We start from the raw sequence: 20,690 nt of genomic DNA on the forward strand, positions 1-20,690 counted from the left end.
TTGGCCATGGACATCAAAACGACAGTTTCCCGACGCCTTCGCTCGCCACAGTACCGCAGATTGCTCTGCGCCTGGATGGCGTTGCTTGCCTTGGGCGCAGGCCACCAGGCCCGTGCCGACAACGTCACCTTGCCTGATCTGCTTATCGGCGTCACTCAAGGCTTTCTTGAGTTCACTGTAGAAGATTATCTGGCAACCACCCAGACACCGGGCCGTTATGAAATCCAGGTCAACCAGTTGGACCCGCGTTTGCGCATGCCCATGTGTGACAAGGAATTGACAGGTTCCCTGGAAAGCCCCGCCCAGCCCATCGGCCGCGTGACCGTGCGCGTGCGCTGCGACGGCAGCTCGCCCTGGACCGTGTTCGTGCCGGCCCAGGTCCGCTTGTTTCGCGACGTAGTGACCGTCACTCGCCCGCTCAAGCGTACCGGCATCATCGGCTTTGAAGACGTTGCGCTGCGTGAACGGGACATCAGCCAGATTAGTCAGGGCTACCTCACCTCCGTGGACCAGGCCGTCGGGCAGAAACTGACCCGACCAATGGTCACCGACCAGGTCATTACCCTGGTTCACCTGGAACAGGCAGAAGTGGTGCGCAAGGGCGACCATGTGGTGATATCCGCCAGCAGCGGCGGCCTGAACGTGAAAATGCCGGGGGAAGCCCTGGCCAACGGCGGGATGAGCGAACAGATTCGCGTGAAGAACCTCAACTCCAAGCGTGTGATCAAGGCCCGGGTGACAGCCCCAGGCCAGGTGGAGGTGGCTTTATAGATCACTGGCGTGGGAGGCTGGCTTTTCCTACACTGTGCCCATGATCTCGCTGTGCACAGGTTTATTGTCGATCGAGCCTAAAGTTTGTCCGGGTATGGCCGAAAACATGGCAAGCGTCCAAATACCCAGAGGTTTTTTAACATGGTCATTGATTTCAGCCGATTGAACAGCGCCCAGGCGACGCCCGGCGGCACGCGTACCAACGCGGCCAAGGACAGCGTTGAAGCCAAGGCCCCGGCACTGCCCGCCAAGGCAGAACAAACCGCTTCGACCCAAAGTGGCGAATCGGTGCATTTGAGCAACGAGGCTCAACAGTTGCAGAAGATCACGGACTCGCTGCGCGATCAGCCGGTTGTCAATAAAGCCCGCGTGGCCGAGTTGAAACAGGCGATTGCCGATGGCAGCTATCAGATCGACAACGACCGTTTAGCCGGCAAAATCATCAAAGCCGAGCGCTAGGCAAAGGCCTGCGCCAGGCTTTTGGACGCTTAAACCCCAAGGCCAGCCATGCACGACGAAAATCTGCTGCAACTGATCAATGAAGACCTGGCTCCCGCGCAACACCTGCTGGAGCTGCTTCAAGAAGAATTCGTGGCCCTCTATGGCCGCGATATGCGCCTGCTGGAAGATATCCTGGCACGCAAGCAATCGCTGATCATCCTGCTCGAACAACACGGCCAGAAACGCAGCCAGATCCTGCTCAGCCTGGGCCTGCCCGCTGACCACAGCGGCCTGGAACAGCTGGCCAGCCATTCGTCGGTCGGCGACCAGTTGCTGGCCCAGAGCGCAGCACTCAATCAGTTGTTGATCAACTGCCAAGAGGCCAATGTACTCAATGGCCAGTCGATCCAACTGCAGCAAGCCACCACCGCCAACCAGTTGCGCATCCTGCATGGTGGCGAACCTCCAGCGCTGTATAACGCCCAAGGCTCTACCTCACGGCTGGTCAAGCCCAGCACCCTCAGCCAAGCCTGACGCCGGTTTATCGCGTGCCCTATCAAGGCACGCCACATGCTGGCAAAATGCCGGTTCTTGCGTGTAGTCGTATTTTGTCTGGAGATGGAAGAACCGTGTTCAACACCCTTAGCGCGGAAGATGCTCCGCAGCCACCCAAGGTCCTCACCACCCCTCTGGAAATTGCCAGCACCCTGCGGCTGCTGCAAGAGAGCCACGACCCGCTGATCATCACCTTCCACGAACGCAACCAGCGCTTCCAGAGCTACCTGGTGGAGGTCGACAAGGACAGCAAGACCCTGAGCCTGGACGAAATGATCCCGCCCGAAGGTGAACGCTACCTGGAGAATGGCGAAGCGTTTCGTATCGAAGGCTTTCATGAGGGCGTGCGCGTGGCCTGGGAGAGCAATGGCACCCTGACCATTGGCGCAAAGGACGGCCACCGTATCTACAAGGGCAGCCTGCCGGAAGAAGTGGTCTACCATCAGCGGCGCAATGCCTTTCGTGCGGCATTGAAGCTGGCGCAACTGGTAAATATCGAATTGGGCGGCGAGAAACTCAAGTCGCCCCTCAGCGGCAAGTTGCTGGATATCTCCGCCACCGGCTGCAAGCTACGCTTTGAAGGTGACATCTCCGAGCGCCTGCAACTGGGCCAGGTCTACGACCGCTTTATCGCCGCCCTGCCCTTTGGCAGCATGACCACGGCGGTGGAGTTGCGTTACCTGCACTTTGAAGAAAGGATCAACACCACCTTTGCCGGCGTGCGCTTCCACAACATGAGCGGTCTGGTGCAGCGCCAGGTCGAGCGTTTTGTCTACCAACTGCAGCGCGAGGCGCGACGGTTCGATAAAGACGACGACATGTAAACGTCGAACCATAGGCATAAAAAACGGGCAGCTCCTTTGGGAACTGCCCGTTTTTTATGCTTCAGGGACGGGCCCGACTCAGGTCATGCGGGTGATCATCCGGATCGGGATGCTGCGGCGGCTCAGGCTCGGGTTGCGGCGCAACTTCAGGCTCTGCCTCGGGCTCAGGCTCAGGCACGGCGGTTTGCATCTGGTCCTGTACCACCTGTTCATCGACACGCGGGTCGAGGGCGGCCACCAATGGCGAGCTGGACATGCTGTCGGGCATCGCCACGTGATGCAGCGGCGCGTCGTCCACCTGATGCAGGTTGGTCACAGCCTTGGGTCGAATGCGCCAGACCAGGATCAACGCGCACAAGCTAAAGAACGCATAGAGCATCTGGTTGCCAAACAGCTTCATGACCACACCCGCCAGCAACGGCCCGATACTCGCGCCCACCCCATAGGTCACCAGCAACATCGCTGTGAGGGACACCCGGCGATCACCTTCGACATGGTCGTTGGAAAATGCCACGGCCAGCGGGTAGAGGCAGAACTGCACCAATGAACACAGGAAGCCGGCGATAAACAGCACCTCCAGCGGCACCTGGGTCATGATCGCCAGCGGCAACGCAGCCACCGCCAGGGCCAGGGCGAAACAGCGAATCAGCAGCGCACGGTCATACCGATCCGACAGCCAGCCCAATGGCCATTGCACCAACAGGCCGGCAAAAATGCAGCTACCCATGAACAGACCGACCTGCTCGGTACTCAGCCCCTGCTGAGCCGCATACAGCGGCGCCAGGCCGTAGAAGGAACCGACGATCAGGCCGGCCCCCAACACCGTACTCAGGGACTGCGGCACGCGCTTGATAAAGAAGCGCGGCTCCATCGGCGCCGGATGCAAAGGCGCAGGGTGAATACGCCGGGTCATGGCGACCGGCACCAGGCACAGGGCAAAACACAATGCCACCAGCATCAGCAACTCAAGCCCCAACTGAGGGTGCATGACCAGAATCAACTGGCCCAGCACCAGGCCCAGGTACGACGCGATCATATAACCGCTGAACACCACGCCGCGCTGCTTGGCATCTGCCTGTTCGTTGAGCCAGCTCTCGATGACCATGTACTGGCACATCATGCCCAGGCCGACAATGATCCGCAGGACGATCCAGGCCGGCAGCCAATCCACCAGGCCATGACCCAGCACTGCCGCGCCGACAATCCCGGCACAGGTAGCATAGGCGCGTATGTGACCAACCCGGGCGATCAGGCGATGCCCGATCTTGCCGCCCAGCACCAAGCCAAAATAGTTGGCGGCCATCAGCGCACCGACCCACAGGCTGTCGACGTTATCCGCCGCCAGGCGCAAGGCCAGGTAAGTACTGAGCAGGCCGGAGCCGATCAGCATCATCAAGGAGGCAAAATAAAGGGCTCGAAAAGATTTCCAGATCTGGCGCATCGGCGGTCCGAGCGGCTCCTTGCAGTGGGTGTCAGGCTATTCACACTAGCCTGAGGGCGAAGCGTCGTTAAACCCAGGTACCCAACTACAAAGGCACCCGGGGGTATTTTGATCCGGCAAACGAGACAATCTCGAGATCGTCGAAGCATGCAGCCTTCGATGAACTCGACACCCAACAGTTCCTTCGCTGTTCAGCTACGTGTCAGACGTACCCAGACAGGGGACGAGGTACAAGGTTTTGACAATATATCTCGCCAACCCGCCCAAAGGCACTGGCCAAACGACCAAGAAAACACGCTCCCATAAAAAAACCCCGCCAGAGCGATCTGGTCGGGGTTTTTTCACGTCACGGCCAGGTAGGCGGCGGGACTGCAAATGGTGTCCCAGGGCCGGTTCGAACGGCCAACCTTCCCCTTAGGAGGGGATAGGATATTAAAGACTAAGAATGACAGATACCGCCATATCCGGGATAACTCGTTGTTTTATGAGTTTTTTTAATAAAATGACAGACACTCGCGGCCATTAAAAGACCTTGAGCGACAGGAGAAGTAGTTGCTAAAGTAGTGACCAGTAGTCACCTAGAGCATCGACATATGGCAGGCAATAGCCAAGACAAACGCGTCAACGATCAACGACTAAGAGGGCTCGGCGACGGGGGCACTCTTACCGAGTCTATGCTAGGTCGCGGGACTGGGAGCATCCTGTTTAAAAAAGTAGGCGCCGTTACGACAGCTTACTACCGCTGGACAATTAACAAAAAAGCAGGACTTTTGAGCATAGGCCAATACCGATCCACTCCCAATGCTCCCGGCCTCACGCTAGCGGAAATCCGAGAGAAGGCACGCGACCTCGTCGCAATTTTGCTGGAGCACGGCAACCCCAAGGCATATCTAGAGAAAAACGCGGCGCAGGAGGAGGCTCAACGCGTGGTCGATGCGAAAATCTCCGATGACGCATCTAGAGTGGGTACATTTCAGGACCTTCTAGATAATTACTGTGACGACCTTCTGGCCAGAGGAAGAGTGAAAGCAAAGCAGGTCGCGGGCATGTTCAAGCTCCACGTTAGCACCCCCTTCCCCGAGATTGTGGCAAAACCAGCCCGTGATATCACTGTTTATGACATCACGACCATCCTTAAACACGTCCTGGCCGGAAAGCCAAAAAATCGAGGCAAAAATCACACCACTCCCGCCCCCGCCTCTAACATGCGTTCGACCACCGACACCCTGCATGGCTACCTTAGTACCGCGTTTGAAAAAGCGCGGAGCAGCATTACCAGTCTTGAACGAAAGGTCGAAGATTCGAAGAATTTTGATATCACTACCAACCCAGTATCAGGTGTCGGAGGCCTAGAAGATGTTTACAAAGGTGATACCGAGTCGCTTGAGCAAGCTGAGCTTGCTGAACTGCTTATCTATCTCGACACCCTGCCGGATCGACAAAGAGCGATCGCACTTGCCCCAATCTATTTTGGTGGACAACGTCTTAAAATGCTCGCTGCCCTTAAGTGGGAACGAGTTTCTGACGACGGCATTACGCTGATTGATATCAAAGGCAAGGGAAAGCCAAGGCTCTATTTTCTGCCTTTTACACCCCGTATTACCGAAATAATTAAGCCACTGCTCGACCTGCGTCTCAGCGCGGAAGGGCCTTTCGCCTTGACCCATAACTTGATACGAGCTGACGCCTTTAGCAAACTATTTAGCGAGGCTGGAACCCGCCTCAGCGAAGCCGGTGGGTCAGATGAGGCAGCGTCCAAGACCCGCTATTTCACTTGGAAAAACATTCGAGTATCTGCCGAGACAATGCTGGCAGGCATCGGGATTAGTCGGGAAACTAGGGCCCACATCCTCTCGCACGGGAGATCGTCCGTACAAAACAAGTTCTATGATCGGAACAGCTATCTTGTTGAGAAAACCGAAGCTCTCACGAAGTGGGGAGACTTTCTAGACAACATTCGGCAAAAAAAGTACCGCCCTGATCTGAAAATACAATCCCTCAACGAGCTTCGCGGGGATGACTACAAGTGAACAGCTCCCCCAACTGTGAACAACGGCTTTCCAACAGCTCGAAGCGTCAGGCACCACTTCAACTGTAGGCGCTCACGCCCGATGCCGAGCTTTGTGCAGCAGAGCGCCGCAGCGGCTCACCCGCATTACATTGCCAGCCATAGCAGGCTTCGATTTAGGAGCAAACGGTGTTGCCGCCGGGATATCGCCATGGTCATGCTCTGCCGGACCGGCGCCCTTGAGCGCCCGCTTCAAAACGCGACACTGCTGGAGAATTGCATTCCACTTGACCACCTGTTTGCATTGCCACTGACCAGCCGTTTGCATTCGACGTGACCACGCGCTGCACGAGACTTGACCGACACACTGCATGCCCTTGACCGGCTGGATTCGACCTGAAGCAGGTCTTCGTTAAGGGCTACTAACGGCCAATAGCATCCCGCTGGTGATGATCATGGTGGCGAGGGTTACCACCCAACCTCACTGGCGCTACCCTGATGGCAATGCGCCCAACTATCGCCCACTTCGTTCGCTGGACAGCAAATAACTACGTTTCTGTCTACCCCTTATGTTAATTTTCGGCCTCAACATGGAGTTAAATGTTAAATAATGAAAATGCATCATAGAACCGGTGTGTACGCTGCTTACAAGATAATAAAGAGCGCCCAGATTTGGAGTAAAGACGGTTTTGGCCAAGCCAATTTCCACACAGAAATTTATGGCGGGGGCAATGATTGTAAAAATGAAATCACTCTGCACTTTGAGTGGGATGGTGAAATAGAAGAACGATCAGTAAACATATGGCCAGGCGAAAGAGACGTCTTGTATATATGCCCTTGGTATGGGAATCCTGAGCGCTTGTGGTCTTTGGTTTTGTTCCAAGGAACGTCTAAGCATCTAACGTTGACCGGTTGCTCGAACTTTGAACCTACAGAAGAAGACATAGAACATAAGAAATATGTAAAATTCCTTATCGACGAGATGACTCGTCAGCGCATCTCGTTTTCTGTCCCATTCCCAGCTAGTAGAGCATCAGTAGCTATTCCACAGATGAGGAAAAAAACTTTCTGGTCGAGATTCTTGTGGTGGCAAGCCTAGGTCGATTTCAGCCTATCACGACCGTCAAAGAGTGAATTGATGCCGCATGACTGGACCGCATGGATGAAGTGATCTCGACCCTTGGTGACAGGTAGCAATCGTTCAGTATCGGTCGTTTCCAGCCGTTCGTGACAGACAGAAAACGGCCAAATGCGGTCATTCCGCTTTTCTTCGAAACAGTGGCAATTCAGTCACCGGCAGGGCTTGAGAACTGTACGCTGCGAATTTATAAAACCCAAATCAATCAGTCTTCACTAGTACTAAACCCGCTTTTTGGTATTGCAAAAGGCTCAATCAAGGGCCGGTGGTATGCAGCGGATAACTCCTAGCTATTGCAACTAATGGAAGAGTTGAGGCCTCAGTAGCAGGTCCGATGACAAACTCACCGTGAAGATGTGCGACTTCTAGCATGACCTGCCCCTCGGGGCTAACTAGCAGAACCGGTTATCCCCTGCCTATCCTGATTGCCCGCTTCAGGTTGCGAACACCGTAAATTACTTCATAACCAATTTCGGCTAAAAACCTACGACATCCTCATCACCAAAGCTGGCGTGCTTCTTGACGTTAGCAGCCTTTGTTATCACTCTCAGATTGCAAGGTATGTGTAGTCCGCAGACCTTTTTACCTTGAAGCGGAATGATGTGATCAACGTCATGCTTAATACCAGTCTCGGCTGACAGCCGCCTAGCCTCCGTGTATACAGCATCAATCGCCTTATGATCAGCCCATAGAGGCGTAGCGTACTTCAACGCTGTCCTGCCCTTCTGGGCATTCCACTTCAGCACGTCCTTGCGTCTTTGCACTCTTAACAAAGCATCTGCGTCCCCAGCGGCAGCCCGAAGCACATCATCTCGTTCGAACTGTCGCATGGCGTCATTTCCTATAGTTCAGACCGCGCCCATCGCAGTCTGCTGATCGCTTTGAATTGACTGATACCGACAGAGCCACGTTCGTTTCGAGCCTTTGACCCAGGCCTTGTCAGTAACGCCTCAACCGCAGAGCGATCCGCTTCAAAAATCTGGAAAGCGTTGTAATCCGCGTCGAGAAGAACCAGTAAAACAGTATCGAAGGGTTGCCTTAAATCGATTGATCCCACTCGGCCGCTTCGCATTCGTGGGCTGGTGTAATACCGCCCCTTGATTTGAATTCTGACTGTCAGCCCATCTCTCACTTCTGTCGCGTCGTACCCAGCTTGCCTAGCCAGTTCCAACTCGACGTTGAGGTGCCGAGCTGCCTCGTACCCTGCGATTTCCCCAGTCACACCCAGCGGTTTGCGAGTGAGTTGGTAATAACGGCGAGCCAAAACCTTGGTGTCTCGAAGGATCTGGTACACCTCATCGGCGTCCTCCATGCGACTTTCCTATCGTTGGCCTTGGTTCATTAGCCTGATTGTTTAGATTTGATCAGGGGCTTCCGCCTAATCGTTAATTTTTTCAACAACTGGGACATTCCCCCAATATCCCGCAAATACGCAAATACGCAATCGCGCATGACGGGCAACCGCCAGCTCTGGGTCGATGCGGCCGTTCCTCATGGGCAGCTAGCGACCCACAGCTGGCGGTTGCGGAAGAATTCGGCCAAAAGCTGACCATCAGCCCTGGTGGCGTCTGGCAAAAATTGAGTTATGGTTTGCCTATGAAACAATGGACGATTCAAAACCCTGCTTTTTAGGTTTAATTGACTTCAATACACGAACGGCAGGAGCTGGAAGCAGTATGAAGGACTCATATAAACAAATCGTAGCCCTGAGCAAAGGCACTGTACGAACACTTCTCGACGAAAGAAAGGTTCTCATGTCCTACCTGTATAGCCAGGCGCTTACGCACTGTATAGAGCATTCGGAGAAGCATGGTGATTACACCCTTCTCGGTGCATTAGTGAATGTATTCGAAGGTCGTGACTTCAAGCTGTTCGTTTCAGCATGGATCTGTGAACGCCTTGGGCTAACAAGCAAAATGGGGCCGGTGGGAACCGTCTTCGCAAGGAGCGGGAAACCTCCCAATACGCATATGAGCTTTAAGGTAAGTGTGGAAGAGTTTGCAGGAGCGAAATTTAAAGCAAAAGTGCCGGTGAAGCCTGTTGCTACGAAGGAGAAGAAGGCGCCAAAGCGTGTTGATATGCTCGACTCGTGGGCACGCCTGCCGGGTAGCTTCGGACATGGGAAGCGGTGAGCAAGTCGATCATCGGACTACGTTACAAGTGGTTCGAAAAAATGGGGAAAAAAATAGTGTTCCGGAGAAAGATTTTGACCGCTACATGGATGCGGCAGGTAACCGAGGCAGTCACCGCTATCCTTGCCTATAAGTGATAATGTCCTTTATCACATGTAGAACAAAAAGGACTCACGCCGATGGCCCGCGCTAAAGCTCCCACCACTACCGTCGCTCCCAAACTCAAATTGACCCCAGACCAAATACAGCGGGGGATTCAACGCCTTCAAGATCGCATAACCGAGTTGGAAGGTTTTGATGTATCAGAACTCAATGGTGAGGGAGACTCACCAAAACTGACCGCCCTCGCAACGTCAATTCAAGACACCCTAGAGCGATGCTTTGGTGAAAACACCTCGGTTTATTACCGCCTCTCATCCGCAGCAAACCTGCACTTCTTCCCTGGGTATTACTCATCTGACTACCCGCTTAGGCATCATTACGTGACTGGCACTCAGGAAAATATTCAGCAATCAATCCTAATGCTTGCAGAGGCGCAGCGAACGCTTAGGGAAGACCTCGCGGACCACGATCATGCGGCGATTCCTGTTTCTTCTACCGACCTAGACAATGTGAAGCCAGCGTTATCACGCCGCGTATTTGTAGTGCATGGCCATGATGAAGGCGCACGTGAGACCGTGGCTCGATTTTTGATGCAGCTGGGCTTTGAGCCGATCATTTTGCACGAGCAAGCCAATCAGGGCCGTACGGTCATGGAGAAGGTCGAAGCACATGGACAAGTGGATTTTGCCGTGGTGCTGCTGACGCCGGACGACGAGGGGTGTGCCAAGGGTGGCAAGCCGGAGCCGCGAGCCCGGGAGAACGTCCTGCTGGAGTTGGGCTATTTTCTGGGCCGTTTAGGCCGCGCCAAGGTCTGTGCGTTGAAACGCGGCACTCTGGAGATTCCTAGTGATTTTGCTGGTGTGGTGTGGGAGTCCATGGAAGGTAATAGCTGGAAACAAGCCTTGGGCCGTGAGCTTGAAGCCGCCGGTCATGAGATCGATTGGAACAAGGTCATGCGGGGGTAAGCCAGCTTCTAATTTCTTCCTTGTCAGCCTTCCATTGATGAGCGGCAAGCAAACCTGTTGGGTGACCGCTTATGGCCGATTCTGTTGAAAAAGTCGGCTTCGGTTTCCATGGCAGAAAAGTACGCGTCTGAGATTGAAATCTGTGTTTTGCGCAGAAGGTTCAGGGCTCAGATTTGACGTAGCGGCGTGCAAAAAGGCGTTTTCACCGCTCAATGCATGGGTACTCAGGCCGGGTCGACTTTTTCAACACAATCGGCCGATTTCTGCCGGTCAGGGTCGGCTGGCGGATTGGTCAAATCCGATGCAAACGACTGGTCAAGTCGAATGCAAATGGGCGGTCAAGTCCATGCATACTCACCTACTGAGGCGCACGACAAAAGCACATCCAACTTTCCCCAGCCCCCCTTAACAGGAGAAAAATGCGTCAAACTCAGCCGTTAAAAAAAATCGTCAACTCTATTGACATTTGCAAAAAATATTGACTTTAATATTGTTTTGCCACCAAAATAGCGCATCGACTGGCCACTGGGAGGCAATATGAATGAAGTAATTTCTGATCGTTTTTTGAGCATTAAACAAGCAGCGAATCTATTTAACGTGTCAACACGGACTATCGGCCGCTGGGAGAAAGCCGGGCAACTGCCTCCGAAAACGCGACTAAGTCATAAGACGGTTGGCTGGCGAGCAAGCCGGTTTCAAGAGTTTATGGATACACTGTGAGCCATGCGGCAGGACGCGGAGAATCGAATGATTTACCGTTTATGAAAGGCACCTATAGGGTGCCTTTTCTTGGCTCCTTCTTAGGGATGAGTGTCACCCCATAGTGAGGCATACCGTCAATGCAGCGTAACCGTCCGGCCAAGTCATCTACCCAGCCCCGCAATGCCAGGACATGGTGCGCAGCTCAGGGCGCAATACCTTTTGCCTGAAATTTCGCCAATCTTCCAGGCACCATCGCGGTTGCAATGGTAGCAAAGGTTGTCAAAACGAGATCCCAGTTCGCTACTAACACCAGCAAAGCTGCGCCAACTCCAATAACGACACCAACAAGCAAAAGGAGTACGAGGATTGTCATCCGCGCCCTCCGGCCTTCCTTAAGCCTTTGAGGTTGATTGGCGGAGTATCGTTTTTTCTCCTCATTTACATACCATAGCGTCCAGGCTAGCCAGGCCCCAGCCACTCCTGCAATTATCAGTTGCGCAAAGATGAGCCATTCGTCATGCGAGATATTGAAATACGTCATACATTTCCTTGTCGGGGTTTATCCCTGATTGTGAGGTTTTGGTAGGTTACGAGTTAGCTAATCCAGCTCAATAACCCAAATAGGTTTTTTTGCATCCACTCCAATCCTCCTCCAGCCGCCATGCCGGTAATGAACAGCACGATATACCTTGGCCAGTTGATGAATGATACCGCCTTTCGAATCGTAACCGTCCGGGCATCCCACCTTACGCTGAGGTGCTAACGATTTACTAATCGTTGCGATCCGACGATTCACCGGAATTGCTTACCAAAAAACCAACTAAGTCTTCAGCAGCTTCCTCCGCCAGTAAGCCGACAAAGACTGTAATGCCTGCATCTCGTAGCATTCTTATGCCAGATCCCGAGGTAAGCGCCCGGCGAACACACCTTCAGAATCCCAGTATTAAGGGCGATGGTGGCTGGTCAGCTACTTCCTACATGGATATCAATCGAGTGGTGAGTACGCGCGAGGAGCGACCCGGTGGGTGCATTCTGCGGAGCAGGTCCCCGGAGACAAGCTCCAGGAATGGACCCAGCGGGCACCGCTCCACCAATTGGGCTCTTTCCTGTAAGAATCAGAATCCTTGAAGTTTGATCTCCGTTCGTTGCACCAGCACATCCGAAACGTCAAATCGGCGAGTCAGCGCAGCAACTCGGAGGAACTCGACTTCCAGCAAACCTTACGCAGTTGCCTGGAGTCGGTGCACCGACTTGGGGAACTCAATTGATTGAAGCGCACACACAAACTTCAGCTGACACCCAGAGCCTTAAAAGCGGCATCTACCGGATCGCTGTAAAAACTTGTTTGAAATTTCGCGAATAGCTCGCCAGGCACAGTCGGAATATCGGTAACGCTAGCCATAGGCAAGAGAATCCGTTTCGCGCCAGCGTCAAATGCCACTTGCATGCATTCTGCGAGGTTTTCGACTGGAATCACATTGCCACCCAAGCTCATATCGCCGAGCACAACCATCTGCGCCTGGAGTGGTCTCTGCATCAGCACGGAACAGTAAGCTACAAACCCAGCGAGAGTCAGCGCCTTAGGTGCGCCCGTGTTATGAAGCTCGACCGCATGAAGGTGATAGTCGTGATCCCCCACTTTTGACGCAGCACTCACCCGACTGATGTTTGCTTTGAAGTAATCAAAGGCAACCTTCAGCGCTTCCTTAGCGGAAGAGCTATTCCCAAGACCAGACATATTCAGCCGCCCGCTACCTGCCGTCACCTGCGTCTCCAGACGGTACAACCCCAGATGTCCGTTAGCGCCTGTGGACACGAGGTGCATCACTCCTGGCTTGCCTTGGCCCTCAGGAATAAGTCCACCACCGCCCTGCTCCGGCACGCTGATGAACGTCTCTTCCAACGTGTCCGCATCGATGTAAGAAAAGTGGACATCGTAAAACTCCATTCCCCCGATTTTCTTCAACTGTTCTTTTACCCTTCGACGCGCCTCCAATGCATATTCAAGGCAACGGCGGACTGCCTCGCGATCATAATCTGCGCTGGGGTGCAGCAGCTTGAGGAGACCAGAAACCGTACGCCGCACTGCAATGGTGTCCCTCTGATTCAGATTATTCCCAAGCTTGAAATAGCGGTCTATGGCATCAGCGAAATTACGCTTACGCATTTCGCGCATGAACTCGGCTAGATAATCAGTGATCAACCCATAGCGATTTGTAAAAAACTCAGGCCGCATCTTAGGTACTTCCCACCCAGGAATGTAGGCGTGGAAACGATCAAAGAATGCTGAGTCGATCATTGCTGAGGGAAACGGAGCCAAGAGATGGCTGGTCTTCACCAGTGTGTCTACAGGCTGATTGATGTTACCTACGAACATCATGCTTGCGGATGCGGAAATGGAGTCCCGGCCACGAGCAAAGGAGCCCGAGGCCATGAAATCTTTCATGATCTGGACCCCATCCTTGTCCTTGAATGAGATACCCGCCACTTCATCAAACGCAACGACGTCCCACATCCCGACCAAGCCGATCTGACGCCGAGACATGTTGTAAAAGAGGTTCGCAACCGTCGTTTGACCACCTGAAACCAGAATGCTGTTCGGGCTGACTTCTTTGTAGATGTGACTTTTACCGGTACCGCGTGGCCCCAATTCACAGCAGTTGTAGTTGTTTTCCACGAAAGCGATCATCCGCGTAAGGAGGTGCCACTTCGTACGCGCGTTAAAATGAGCCGGTTCCATACCCGTCGAACGTAACAGTACGTCTATCCACTGATCTTCTGTGAAGTGTTTCCGAGCCTCCAGCAGCGCATCCATGTCCATATTTGGCATCTGGATCGGCTTCAGATCATGGACTGTGAAAGGTGAGCCTTTGGCGCCCTCTTCGAACAAATAGTTCATCGTCACGATGCACCAGATACCGCCCGCCAGCAGCTTCTCGAACTCTTTGATAAAGCGACTGGGTATTTCGGCATCCTTGACCCCCAGGTTCATGAACAGCGCCTGGTAAATATCTCGACGCTCGTTCAGGCTCACGGAAACCTTGTCGATGATCTTGAAGCTACCTCGCTCACGGATCTTCGACTTCACCTTCTCGGCTTCGTCGGGGCGCACGTAGTTCTCTGAGAGAATGCGCTTGACCGTCTCCAGACCGTCTGCAATCACTTCTTCGTTATCTGATGCACAGTACATCCCGAGCAGATACTCAAGAACGTAAACAGGTACGTTGATACCTTCCTTCAATCGCTTGGTGAGATCCTTGCGGACCACCTTGCCCATGAAGAACTCGTTCAGGCGGCCATCAAGGTCTAGATCGAGGTTTTCACTGTCAGAAATCAAAGTCATTGCTGATCGCCAGGTTGATACGGACATCAATACGGAACTGCTCAACATCGGTTTCGGCATCAAGCAGTTTGAAATAATACCGCTCGCCAGAAGGGAACGGTCGATTCAGCAGGGTCAAGATTACCTTGCGCTGCCGCTGATCAAGGTTTGGTGAGTCGCTATCGAACGACACCTGCTCGACAACAGAAACCGCCTCTCCAACGCCGTCAAAGACCCCAACGCGCAATACAGCAGGCTGAACCCGGTCAGACACAGGCTCGGTCTGCAACAGATTGAATACATAGCGGTTGGTCGTCACGGTGAAATTGTTACCCAGCACTGTCACCTGCGCCTTCCTAACTGCTGTCTCTTTGGCCTTTTGGCCTCTCACCTGCTGGACCTTCAGCACAGGAACGGCAATTTCCTGCAATGTTCCCCCGCCGTGGATGAACCGAGCCCCACCCACAAAGTGGAATCGACTAACCCCACGGGGCGACCAAAACATCATATCGTCAGTAATGCCCGCAGTCTCTCGGATGTACCCACTCAACACCTGTTCACTGGTACCGAGGTTACGCCCAATCAAATATCGCTTTTTCGATACCACGCTGTTGGCAGGCTTGGTAACGAGCTTGCTTTTGTCCAATGACTCTAGCGCTGAGTCCTGGAACAGGAAACCGTGGTCGGCCGTGACCAATACACGATGCCCATTGAGATTGTTGATGATGCGACTCACGATGGATTCCAACTCGTGGATCGCGTCACGGCAGGCGGTAAATGTGCTACTTTCCGTGCTTGCTGTGTCGCCTACGGCATCAATCTTGTTGTGGTAAATGTAGATAACCCGGTGGGGCTTGATTAGCTCCCGCCCATCAGTCTTGTTCATATTCAAAAAATCTTCCGCACGGATGGCCAGACCATTCACTGCCGAAAGAATTTTGTTGCGCGCGTCCAACCCATCTGTGCTCAGCCCATCCACCTGCACCAAACCAGCATCGGTGTAACTAAGAGTTTTGTGGGGTAGCAGGCTCGCCATCCCGAGCTTCGTGTAGGACGGCAGCACTCCCAAGTGACTACCCAACTCAGCCGCGAACCTGTACTTGCCGTTGAGCGAGTCACTCAGTTCTTGAGCAACTTCATAGCGCAATGCATCGCTGATAACTACAAAAACACGCCGGTCATCGCCACCCTTCAAATAGCGATCAACTTGGTCGGCATAAAAATTCTGCTGATTAGGAACCCCTGGGAGCTTCCATTGCTGGAGCAGTCCGCCATCGAGGAATGCTCCCCATTTCTGTGCGAGAGGCTGGAGGAAACCCGTCAAGTAATCTTGCTCAACCCGAGATGTCAACGGAGACAACGCATCCGGGCTTCGGGCATACACGACATCAGCAGCCTCGTGGTAGATCCTATACAACTGATCAAAGCGGTAAAGCTCTTGGGTATACGCGTTGTAACAAGCTTCCGGAGACTCGAAGGAGAAACCACCCGCATAGCGCCTTCTTAGCTCAAACAACTCAGAGGCTGCGATTAGCGAGCGGTAATAGGAGTGCCACACCGAACGATTCGCGTCATCGTTATCTGGCCAGCGGGGATTAGCCCAATATCCGTCCATTCGACGAGCCGCCATATCCCGTAGCTGCTGACCCATTATCTCGCTGGTGTTGCTCAGCACGGAATCGCGTAGCCGTTCAGCTATCTGCCGCTCAACGTCGACAAAAGTGCTGACCAACATGAGTGCCTCCACAGATGTCTGAGCCAGCAAGTCACCCGGCCGCAATTCCATTGCAAGTCTGCTGGACAACCGATCATACGCGCGCTGACGAAGGGTACTGTCTCGCCATTGGGACAGGAAGACGGCCACGTTAGCCGCACGTACTGTGCTCAACTGGAGAGAGTGCATGTTGCTTGGTGCCTGTGCGCCCAGTGCATAACCAATGTCGGTAGCAAACAAACGCACAAAAAAATGCTTCACCGATGGATCGGTATGCTGATATCCAAATGCTTGTAGCATGAGTTGCCAGAAGACAGCCTGCATCTCGAATTTGCAGATTGAATCCCACAACACGTTCTCTTCGAGGTTTTCAGCGTCAGCAAGCGACGAAAATATTGCAGTAAAAACCGCAAACTGCTCCGCTTGCTCAACTTTCGCGAGCACAGCCAGGATCTTAAGGTCAACGGCGGCCTCATCGTCATCCGGACTCAAAAGACGCTGAATCTTCGCGACCCTATCCTTGCTAGCAAAGAATGCGCTGCGAGCCTTCAAGTGATCTCGCAAACTTTGACGTCGCAACCCTAGCTCTTGCAGTAGCATGGATGTCCTATCCGCAGCGAAAGAGGCTGCATAAAGGCGGATATCCAGTAGCCAATCATCCTCGGGGGCAGGAGGGCTAGCCTGCTCATAAATGAGAAAAAGAGAGTCCGGCCTGTCGGTTTCTATGGTTTTCTTGATCGCTAACGCGGGCACCGAGGAGCGTCTTAGGACCTGGACGTCTGGAAGAACGATGCTATCCAGTAGCTCACTGAACTCGCCCTCCGCATCTTCCCACCATACAACTCGGCAAACGCTGAACAGCTGCAACAAGCTTTGGCCAATCTTTTCTAGTTGTGCAGACTGCTCTGACATGATTCACCGCCCCCATGCGGGTTTAAAATATTACGAAATAAAACCCTACAAGGGTGCTTTAAGAGAAAAAAATAAACCGACCGTTTCACGAACCGATCACTAGCCTTGTGTTGCTCGGCCCGCAAGTATTTGGTCAACGACAGTTTGCAGAGTATCAACCGCGCCCGCCCGCCTTGAAGCAGACATTTCCATGATGTTACGCAGCTTCCATCGAACCGCTGGCAACTGATCAATCCCAGGCAAATTTAACAACGACCAGTCCGGCTCCCCACGCTTAAGAGAAAGCAAAAAAGCGGCGTCTCGCTCGGTGAATTGCTCACGAATTGCAGTAAGCAACGACGCCCTAGTGGATTCCAATTGATCGAGGGTAACTGGCTCACGCGTCATGCCCGAAAACTCTGCCTGGAAGATCCCATCAAGCTTCTTCCATCGAGGGGAAAGAAGCTCTGCCATAGGTCGACCATGACTGATCAGATAAACCAAGAAACCTTCAAAAATTTCACGTGTCAGCCCTTCTTCACGGAGCATTAGCATGACATCAAAGAGGTCTCTGGGATGCTGTCTATCCAGGGCCGCGCAAATTTTTCCGCCATAAAGATCAGGCAAAGAAACGCATAAGATAGAAGCAAATCCAAACTCGTCCTCCACCTGCGCGACCACAGCACGCTCAGTGGGTTGATGAACCGTGCCTCGTAGAACCGGCGACACCTCGACCTTGATCTGAGCTTGTTGGCTTCTCACCAAAATTCGCAACTCATCGTCCCGATTGCTTTGGACGGTTGCACCTGTATTCGGCAAGCCAAGACCCACGGCATCTGCAATACGTCCAAGCGCAGCGCGAACATCCAACAAAGCCTGGTGACGATCAGAGCTGGGTAGGTAAGCCAGATCAATATCCACCGAAAGACGAGGCAGATCTCGAACAAACAAATTGATCGCAGTCCCGCCCTTGAGCGCAAAACAATGCTCAGCCGCCACGTAAGGTATCACCTGGACCAACAAACGGACCTGAGCGGCGTAACGAGGATCAAGAGACATTGGCAAATTTCCCTGGCACGGTTATGAGGAACTCTTTATCAAGTCGACCACCCGGCGTGATCTGACGCTTGCCTTTGCCTATATCCACCTTCGAAACGTCTATTCGGCTATACCATGCGTGGCCAGCATTTCGAGCCAGCAAAAGGAACACACGTTTGACGCGAATGGAGGTGCAGGCCTCAAGCAGTCTTTGCAAGCGGCGGGGGCTAAGGGTACCTAACCCGCTGAACAAGTCGACCACACCGCTAAAAAGACTCTCGTCCGCGCTTCGATGGATAAGCTCAAGCACGGCACGCTCTGGGGTGGAAATTTGCAGGTGAAATTGAGAGTAAGGCACCTGAAAGGCTTGCAACGCAGGATCTGCCATTGAGGCGAAGAGCCCGGTGGAGTGAAAATTTACCGAGACTTCCCATGCGTACTTTCTGAACCAGCCAGGCAGGCTGGTGCCGGCTGTGGCGAACAGTTCGACAGTCTCTTTCCCGAATGATAGGTAATGGCTGTATCCAGCCAGGCTCAAAGCCGTCGCCCCACCAGGCCAAATCCATAATGGCTCGTCCTGTTGCAATGCGAAAACGCCGCCTTGCCAGTCAATCTTATCGCCGCTTCTCTTCCACGTGCCGTGACCAATACGCTCCAGCCAGCCACTGTGCTGATATTTTTGTACCAGGTTTGGCCCTACGCCATGCTCGTGTAGCCACGCTTGCGTGGCAACAGCACCGTAGGGCCAATCGGAAAGGAGCTGGTTTATTTTCACCGCCAGTATTTATCCATAAGGATTATTTTCAGCTAGATTTTAAACCAGTTAGCCGGATTCAGCCAGTCAGATGTCGGTAAGTATGCTCCTAAGGGGCCCGTTCCAAACCACGGCTACGCACCCTGCCCGAAGACCATCAACTGATGTGAAATGACCATCGTTCTAACGCTGATTCAAATCTTAAACTCAGCCGAAACTTCCTTCTTTAACTTTTCCTCACGGTGACGAATGAATCTCTTTATTGATTCAAGATCATTCCAATCGCAACCGACTTCATTTATTTCATTTTGAGACATTAAAGGCGCTAAATTGAAATGAATAACCTTCTCATCACCACCTTTCCGCCCCTTGCTGGAGTTGGAGGCCGCATGATCAACCACCAAGTTACCCAGATTATTCAGATAGTTCTCTCTAAAGTCATCATCAAACTCAACAGACAACGCTTTCTTTGCAGTGATATGCTCAATACTAAGCTTTTCACGGGCATCCTTTGAAGCGTAGTTTCTGCTCGACAACAATGGAAAGCCCTTACGCCGACGAAGACTATTCTCGTAAGAAAAAAAGAATATATCGAACTATGTTTTTTTTCAAGCCAATCATAATAATTATTATAATCAAAGGCTTCGCGAGCCCGCCCGTTAATGTTCCACCAATTCCCCAAAACAAAGCTCTCGATCACCTCAACGACATCTTTATCGTTGCGCATAGAAGTAAACTGATAGCTTTCACCGTTGCTTCGCAGTCGAGCTAAAGAGGAGCGGAAAGTAAAGGCATTGATGGCTTTAACCAAGCGCGGAAACTCAGATGGTCTTTCACTATGCACCTTCATGAGCGCTGGATAGAAGGGAGCAACACGACCAATCATAAATGTTTTCGCCAATTCCGGATCGATGAATCGGCGATCTCGGATCTGAGCAAATAATTGAAAGCTTTTTTTCAGGCGAGCTGGATAGTCTCTAATCTGCGATCTCGCCTCCTCCCGTCGCTCCGCATCACTCACCAATCCGAGTATCTTCTCCTTGATGTAGGCCTTCGGTTTATCAGTGTAGTCGCTCGGGTACGTCTCAAACGCAAGCGTGTGATAACGCAGCACATCCCGATCATTAATGCTGTGTGACTCTATCAGACGATAAATTTCAGCAAAGTCTTCTTGGATTTTACCTATCACTTGCTCTGGGTGATCGTAGACAATTCCCGCGTTATACATCAGGAAGCTTTTGATTGACTCCAGATCCGTCAATCGCCGCCCCCTATCATTCAACAATTCAAATATTTGGGTAGCCGTACTGATTTTGTCCACCACATAGAGCAGCACATCAGCATTGATGGCGGTCGTATAAATTCGCTCAAGCATAGCCAGATCAAGGCGAGTCAGCTGCTCATCAAAATACTGCCGTGCGTCTAACAAAAGTCGTTGCGAATGGGTTCTTAGTGTTACGTCTTCAGTTGCAGGTGGGCGGTCACCCAACACCAGATCATGTAGGAAGGCATTACCTTCATTCGCCGACTCAAGCTTGAAGACATCACCATCACGCACGAATATACGTTGAGTACGCTCAGATACCAGCGTAGATCCTTGGGAAATAAGCCCCCCAAGTAACACGTGCATAAAGATGACCAGGGTCGTCAGCCGTTGCTGGCCGTCGACGATATCCACAAGCGCGAACTCGCTCTTGTTTCCATTCAGATGGAAGAGAAAGGACCCTAGGAAATACGGTCTGTCCGGGTGCTGACTGCATAGGTCATTGAAAAAGTCTTCAAGATTGTCCTCACGCATCCAGGAATAGGCACGTTGGTAGGTGGGAACATTGAAGATACGAGTGCCGTCGAAAATATCTTTGACCGTGGATTTGCCTGTTTGCACCTACATT

18 protein-coding genes are annotated in these 20,690 nt (G+C 52.7%); 9 read left to right on the forward strand and 9 right to left on the reverse strand.

Annotation, left to right across the window (positions count from 1 at the left end; translation table 11 throughout):
• Positions 1–6 precede the first annotated feature (6 nt).
• The 4 genes from flgA to JTY93_RS19385 all read left to right on the forward strand — a co-directional run bounded on the left by flgA (position 7) and on the right by JTY93_RS19385 (position 2,591).
• A complete protein-coding gene (gene flgA, locus JTY93_RS19370; protein WP_154841164.1) occupies positions 7–771 on the forward strand; it encodes a flagellar basal body P-ring formation chaperone FlgA in 765 nt (254 codons plus the stop codon).
• Positions 772–912: 141 nt separating this feature from the next.
• Positions 913–1,230 (forward strand): flagellar biosynthesis anti-sigma factor FlgM, encoded by a 318-nt coding sequence (gene flgM / locus JTY93_RS19375; RefSeq protein ID WP_057960432.1) that lies wholly within the window; start codon positions 913–915, stop codon positions 1,228–1,230.
• Between the two features lie 48 nt (positions 1,231–1,278).
• Positions 1,279–1,746, forward strand: a complete 468-nt coding sequence (locus JTY93_RS19380) for a flagellar protein FlgN (protein WP_205477935.1) — start codon at positions 1,279–1,281, stop codon at positions 1,744–1,746.
• A 95-nt stretch (positions 1,747–1,841) separates the two neighbouring features.
• On the forward strand, positions 1,842–2,591 hold the full coding sequence (locus tag JTY93_RS19385) for a flagellar brake protein (RefSeq protein ID WP_205477936.1): 750 nt from the start codon (positions 1,842–1,844) through the stop codon (positions 2,589–2,591).
• Between the two features lie 61 nt (positions 2,592–2,652).
• Here the strand turns inward: JTY93_RS19385 and JTY93_RS19390 are convergent, their stop codons facing one another.
• On the reverse strand, positions 2,653–4,032 hold the full coding sequence (locus JTY93_RS19390; RefSeq protein WP_205477937.1) for an MFS transporter: 1,380 nt from the start codon (positions 4,030–4,032) through the stop codon (positions 2,653–2,655).
• A gap of 593 nt (positions 4,033–4,625) precedes the next feature.
• Here JTY93_RS19390 and JTY93_RS19395 point away from each other — a divergent pair.
• A complete protein-coding gene (locus JTY93_RS19395; protein ID WP_205477938.1) occupies positions 4,626–6,062 on the forward strand; it encodes an integrase in 1,437 nt (478 codons plus the stop codon).
• A gap of 588 nt (positions 6,063–6,650) precedes the next feature.
• Positions 6,651–7,139 (forward strand): hypothetical protein, encoded by a 489-nt coding sequence (locus JTY93_RS19400; protein ID WP_205477939.1) that lies wholly within the window; start codon positions 6,651–6,653, stop codon positions 7,137–7,139.
• A gap of 515 nt (positions 7,140–7,654) precedes the next feature.
• Here JTY93_RS19400 and JTY93_RS19405 read toward each other — a convergent pair.
• Positions 7,655–8,008, reverse strand: coding sequence for a hypothetical protein (locus tag JTY93_RS19405; protein ID WP_205477940.1), 354 nt, complete (start codon positions 8,006–8,008; stop codon positions 7,655–7,657).
• 924 nt (positions 8,009–8,932) lie between these two features.
• On the opposite strand from JTY93_RS19405, the gene JTY93_RS19410 reads away from it, so the two are divergent.
• The 3 genes from JTY93_RS19410 (at position 8,933) to JTY93_RS30025 (ending at position 11,097) form a co-directional block, all read left to right on the forward strand.
• Positions 8,933–9,310 (forward strand): hypothetical protein, encoded by a 378-nt coding sequence (locus JTY93_RS19410; protein WP_205477941.1) that lies wholly within the window; start codon positions 8,933–8,935, stop codon positions 9,308–9,310.
• A 179-nt stretch (positions 9,311–9,489) separates the two neighbouring features.
• Positions 9,490–10,377, forward strand: coding sequence for a TIR domain-containing protein (locus JTY93_RS19415; protein ID WP_205477942.1), 888 nt, complete (start codon positions 9,490–9,492; stop codon positions 10,375–10,377).
• Between the two features lie 537 nt (positions 10,378–10,914).
• Positions 10,915–11,097 (forward strand): helix-turn-helix transcriptional regulator, encoded by a 183-nt coding sequence (locus JTY93_RS30025; protein WP_098950608.1) that lies wholly within the window; start codon positions 10,915–10,917, stop codon positions 11,095–11,097.
• Between the two features lie 184 nt (positions 11,098–11,281).
• Here JTY93_RS30025 and JTY93_RS19425 read toward each other — a convergent pair whose 3' ends face one another.
• The 7 genes from JTY93_RS19425 to JTY93_RS19455 form a co-directional block, all read right to left on the reverse strand.
• Positions 11,282–11,620, reverse strand: coding sequence for a hypothetical protein (locus JTY93_RS19425; RefSeq protein WP_205477943.1), 339 nt, complete (start codon positions 11,618–11,620; stop codon positions 11,282–11,284).
• 747 nt (positions 11,621–12,367) lie between these two features.
• Positions 12,368–14,422: a protease Lon-related BREX system protein BrxL gene (gene brxL, locus JTY93_RS19430; RefSeq protein ID WP_205477944.1), complete on the reverse strand. Its 2,055-nt coding sequence runs from the start codon at positions 14,420–14,422 to the stop codon at positions 12,368–12,370.
• Positions 14,406–17,027 (reverse strand): BREX-1 system phosphatase PglZ type A, encoded by a 2,622-nt coding sequence (gene pglZ, locus JTY93_RS19435; RefSeq protein WP_205477945.1) that lies wholly within the window; start codon positions 17,025–17,027, stop codon positions 14,406–14,408. Before pglZ ends, brxL begins: the two co-directional genes overlap by 17 nt.
• A 99-nt stretch (positions 17,028–17,126) precedes the next feature.
• Entirely contained in the window at positions 17,127–18,065 is a 939-nt protein-coding gene (locus tag JTY93_RS19440) for a nucleotidyl transferase AbiEii/AbiGii toxin family protein (protein WP_098950601.1), read from the reverse strand.
• A complete protein-coding gene (locus JTY93_RS19445) occupies positions 18,055–18,819 on the reverse strand; it encodes a type IV toxin-antitoxin system AbiEi family antitoxin (RefSeq protein WP_205477946.1) in 765 nt (254 codons plus the stop codon). Before JTY93_RS19445 ends, JTY93_RS19440 begins: the two co-directional genes overlap by 11 nt.
• Positions 18,820–18,992: 173 nt before the next feature.
• Complete coding sequence (locus tag JTY93_RS19450; protein ID WP_240357229.1) at positions 18,993–19,259, reverse strand: hypothetical protein; 267 nt, start codon at positions 19,257–19,259, stop codon at positions 18,993–18,995.
• Positions 19,217–20,683 carry a DUF262 domain-containing protein gene (locus JTY93_RS19455; RefSeq protein WP_205518898.1) on the reverse strand — a complete coding sequence of 489 codons (1,467 nt, stop codon included), beginning with the start codon at positions 20,681–20,683 and terminating at the stop codon, positions 19,217–19,219. Before JTY93_RS19455 ends, JTY93_RS19450 begins: the two co-directional genes overlap by 43 nt.
• Positions 20,684–20,690 lie beyond the last annotated feature (7 nt).

The sequence above is a fragment of the Pseudomonas hygromyciniae genome (assembly GCF_016925675.1).
Lineage (GTDB): Bacteria > Pseudomonadota > Gammaproteobacteria > Pseudomonadales > Pseudomonadaceae > Aquipseudomonas > Aquipseudomonas hygromyciniae.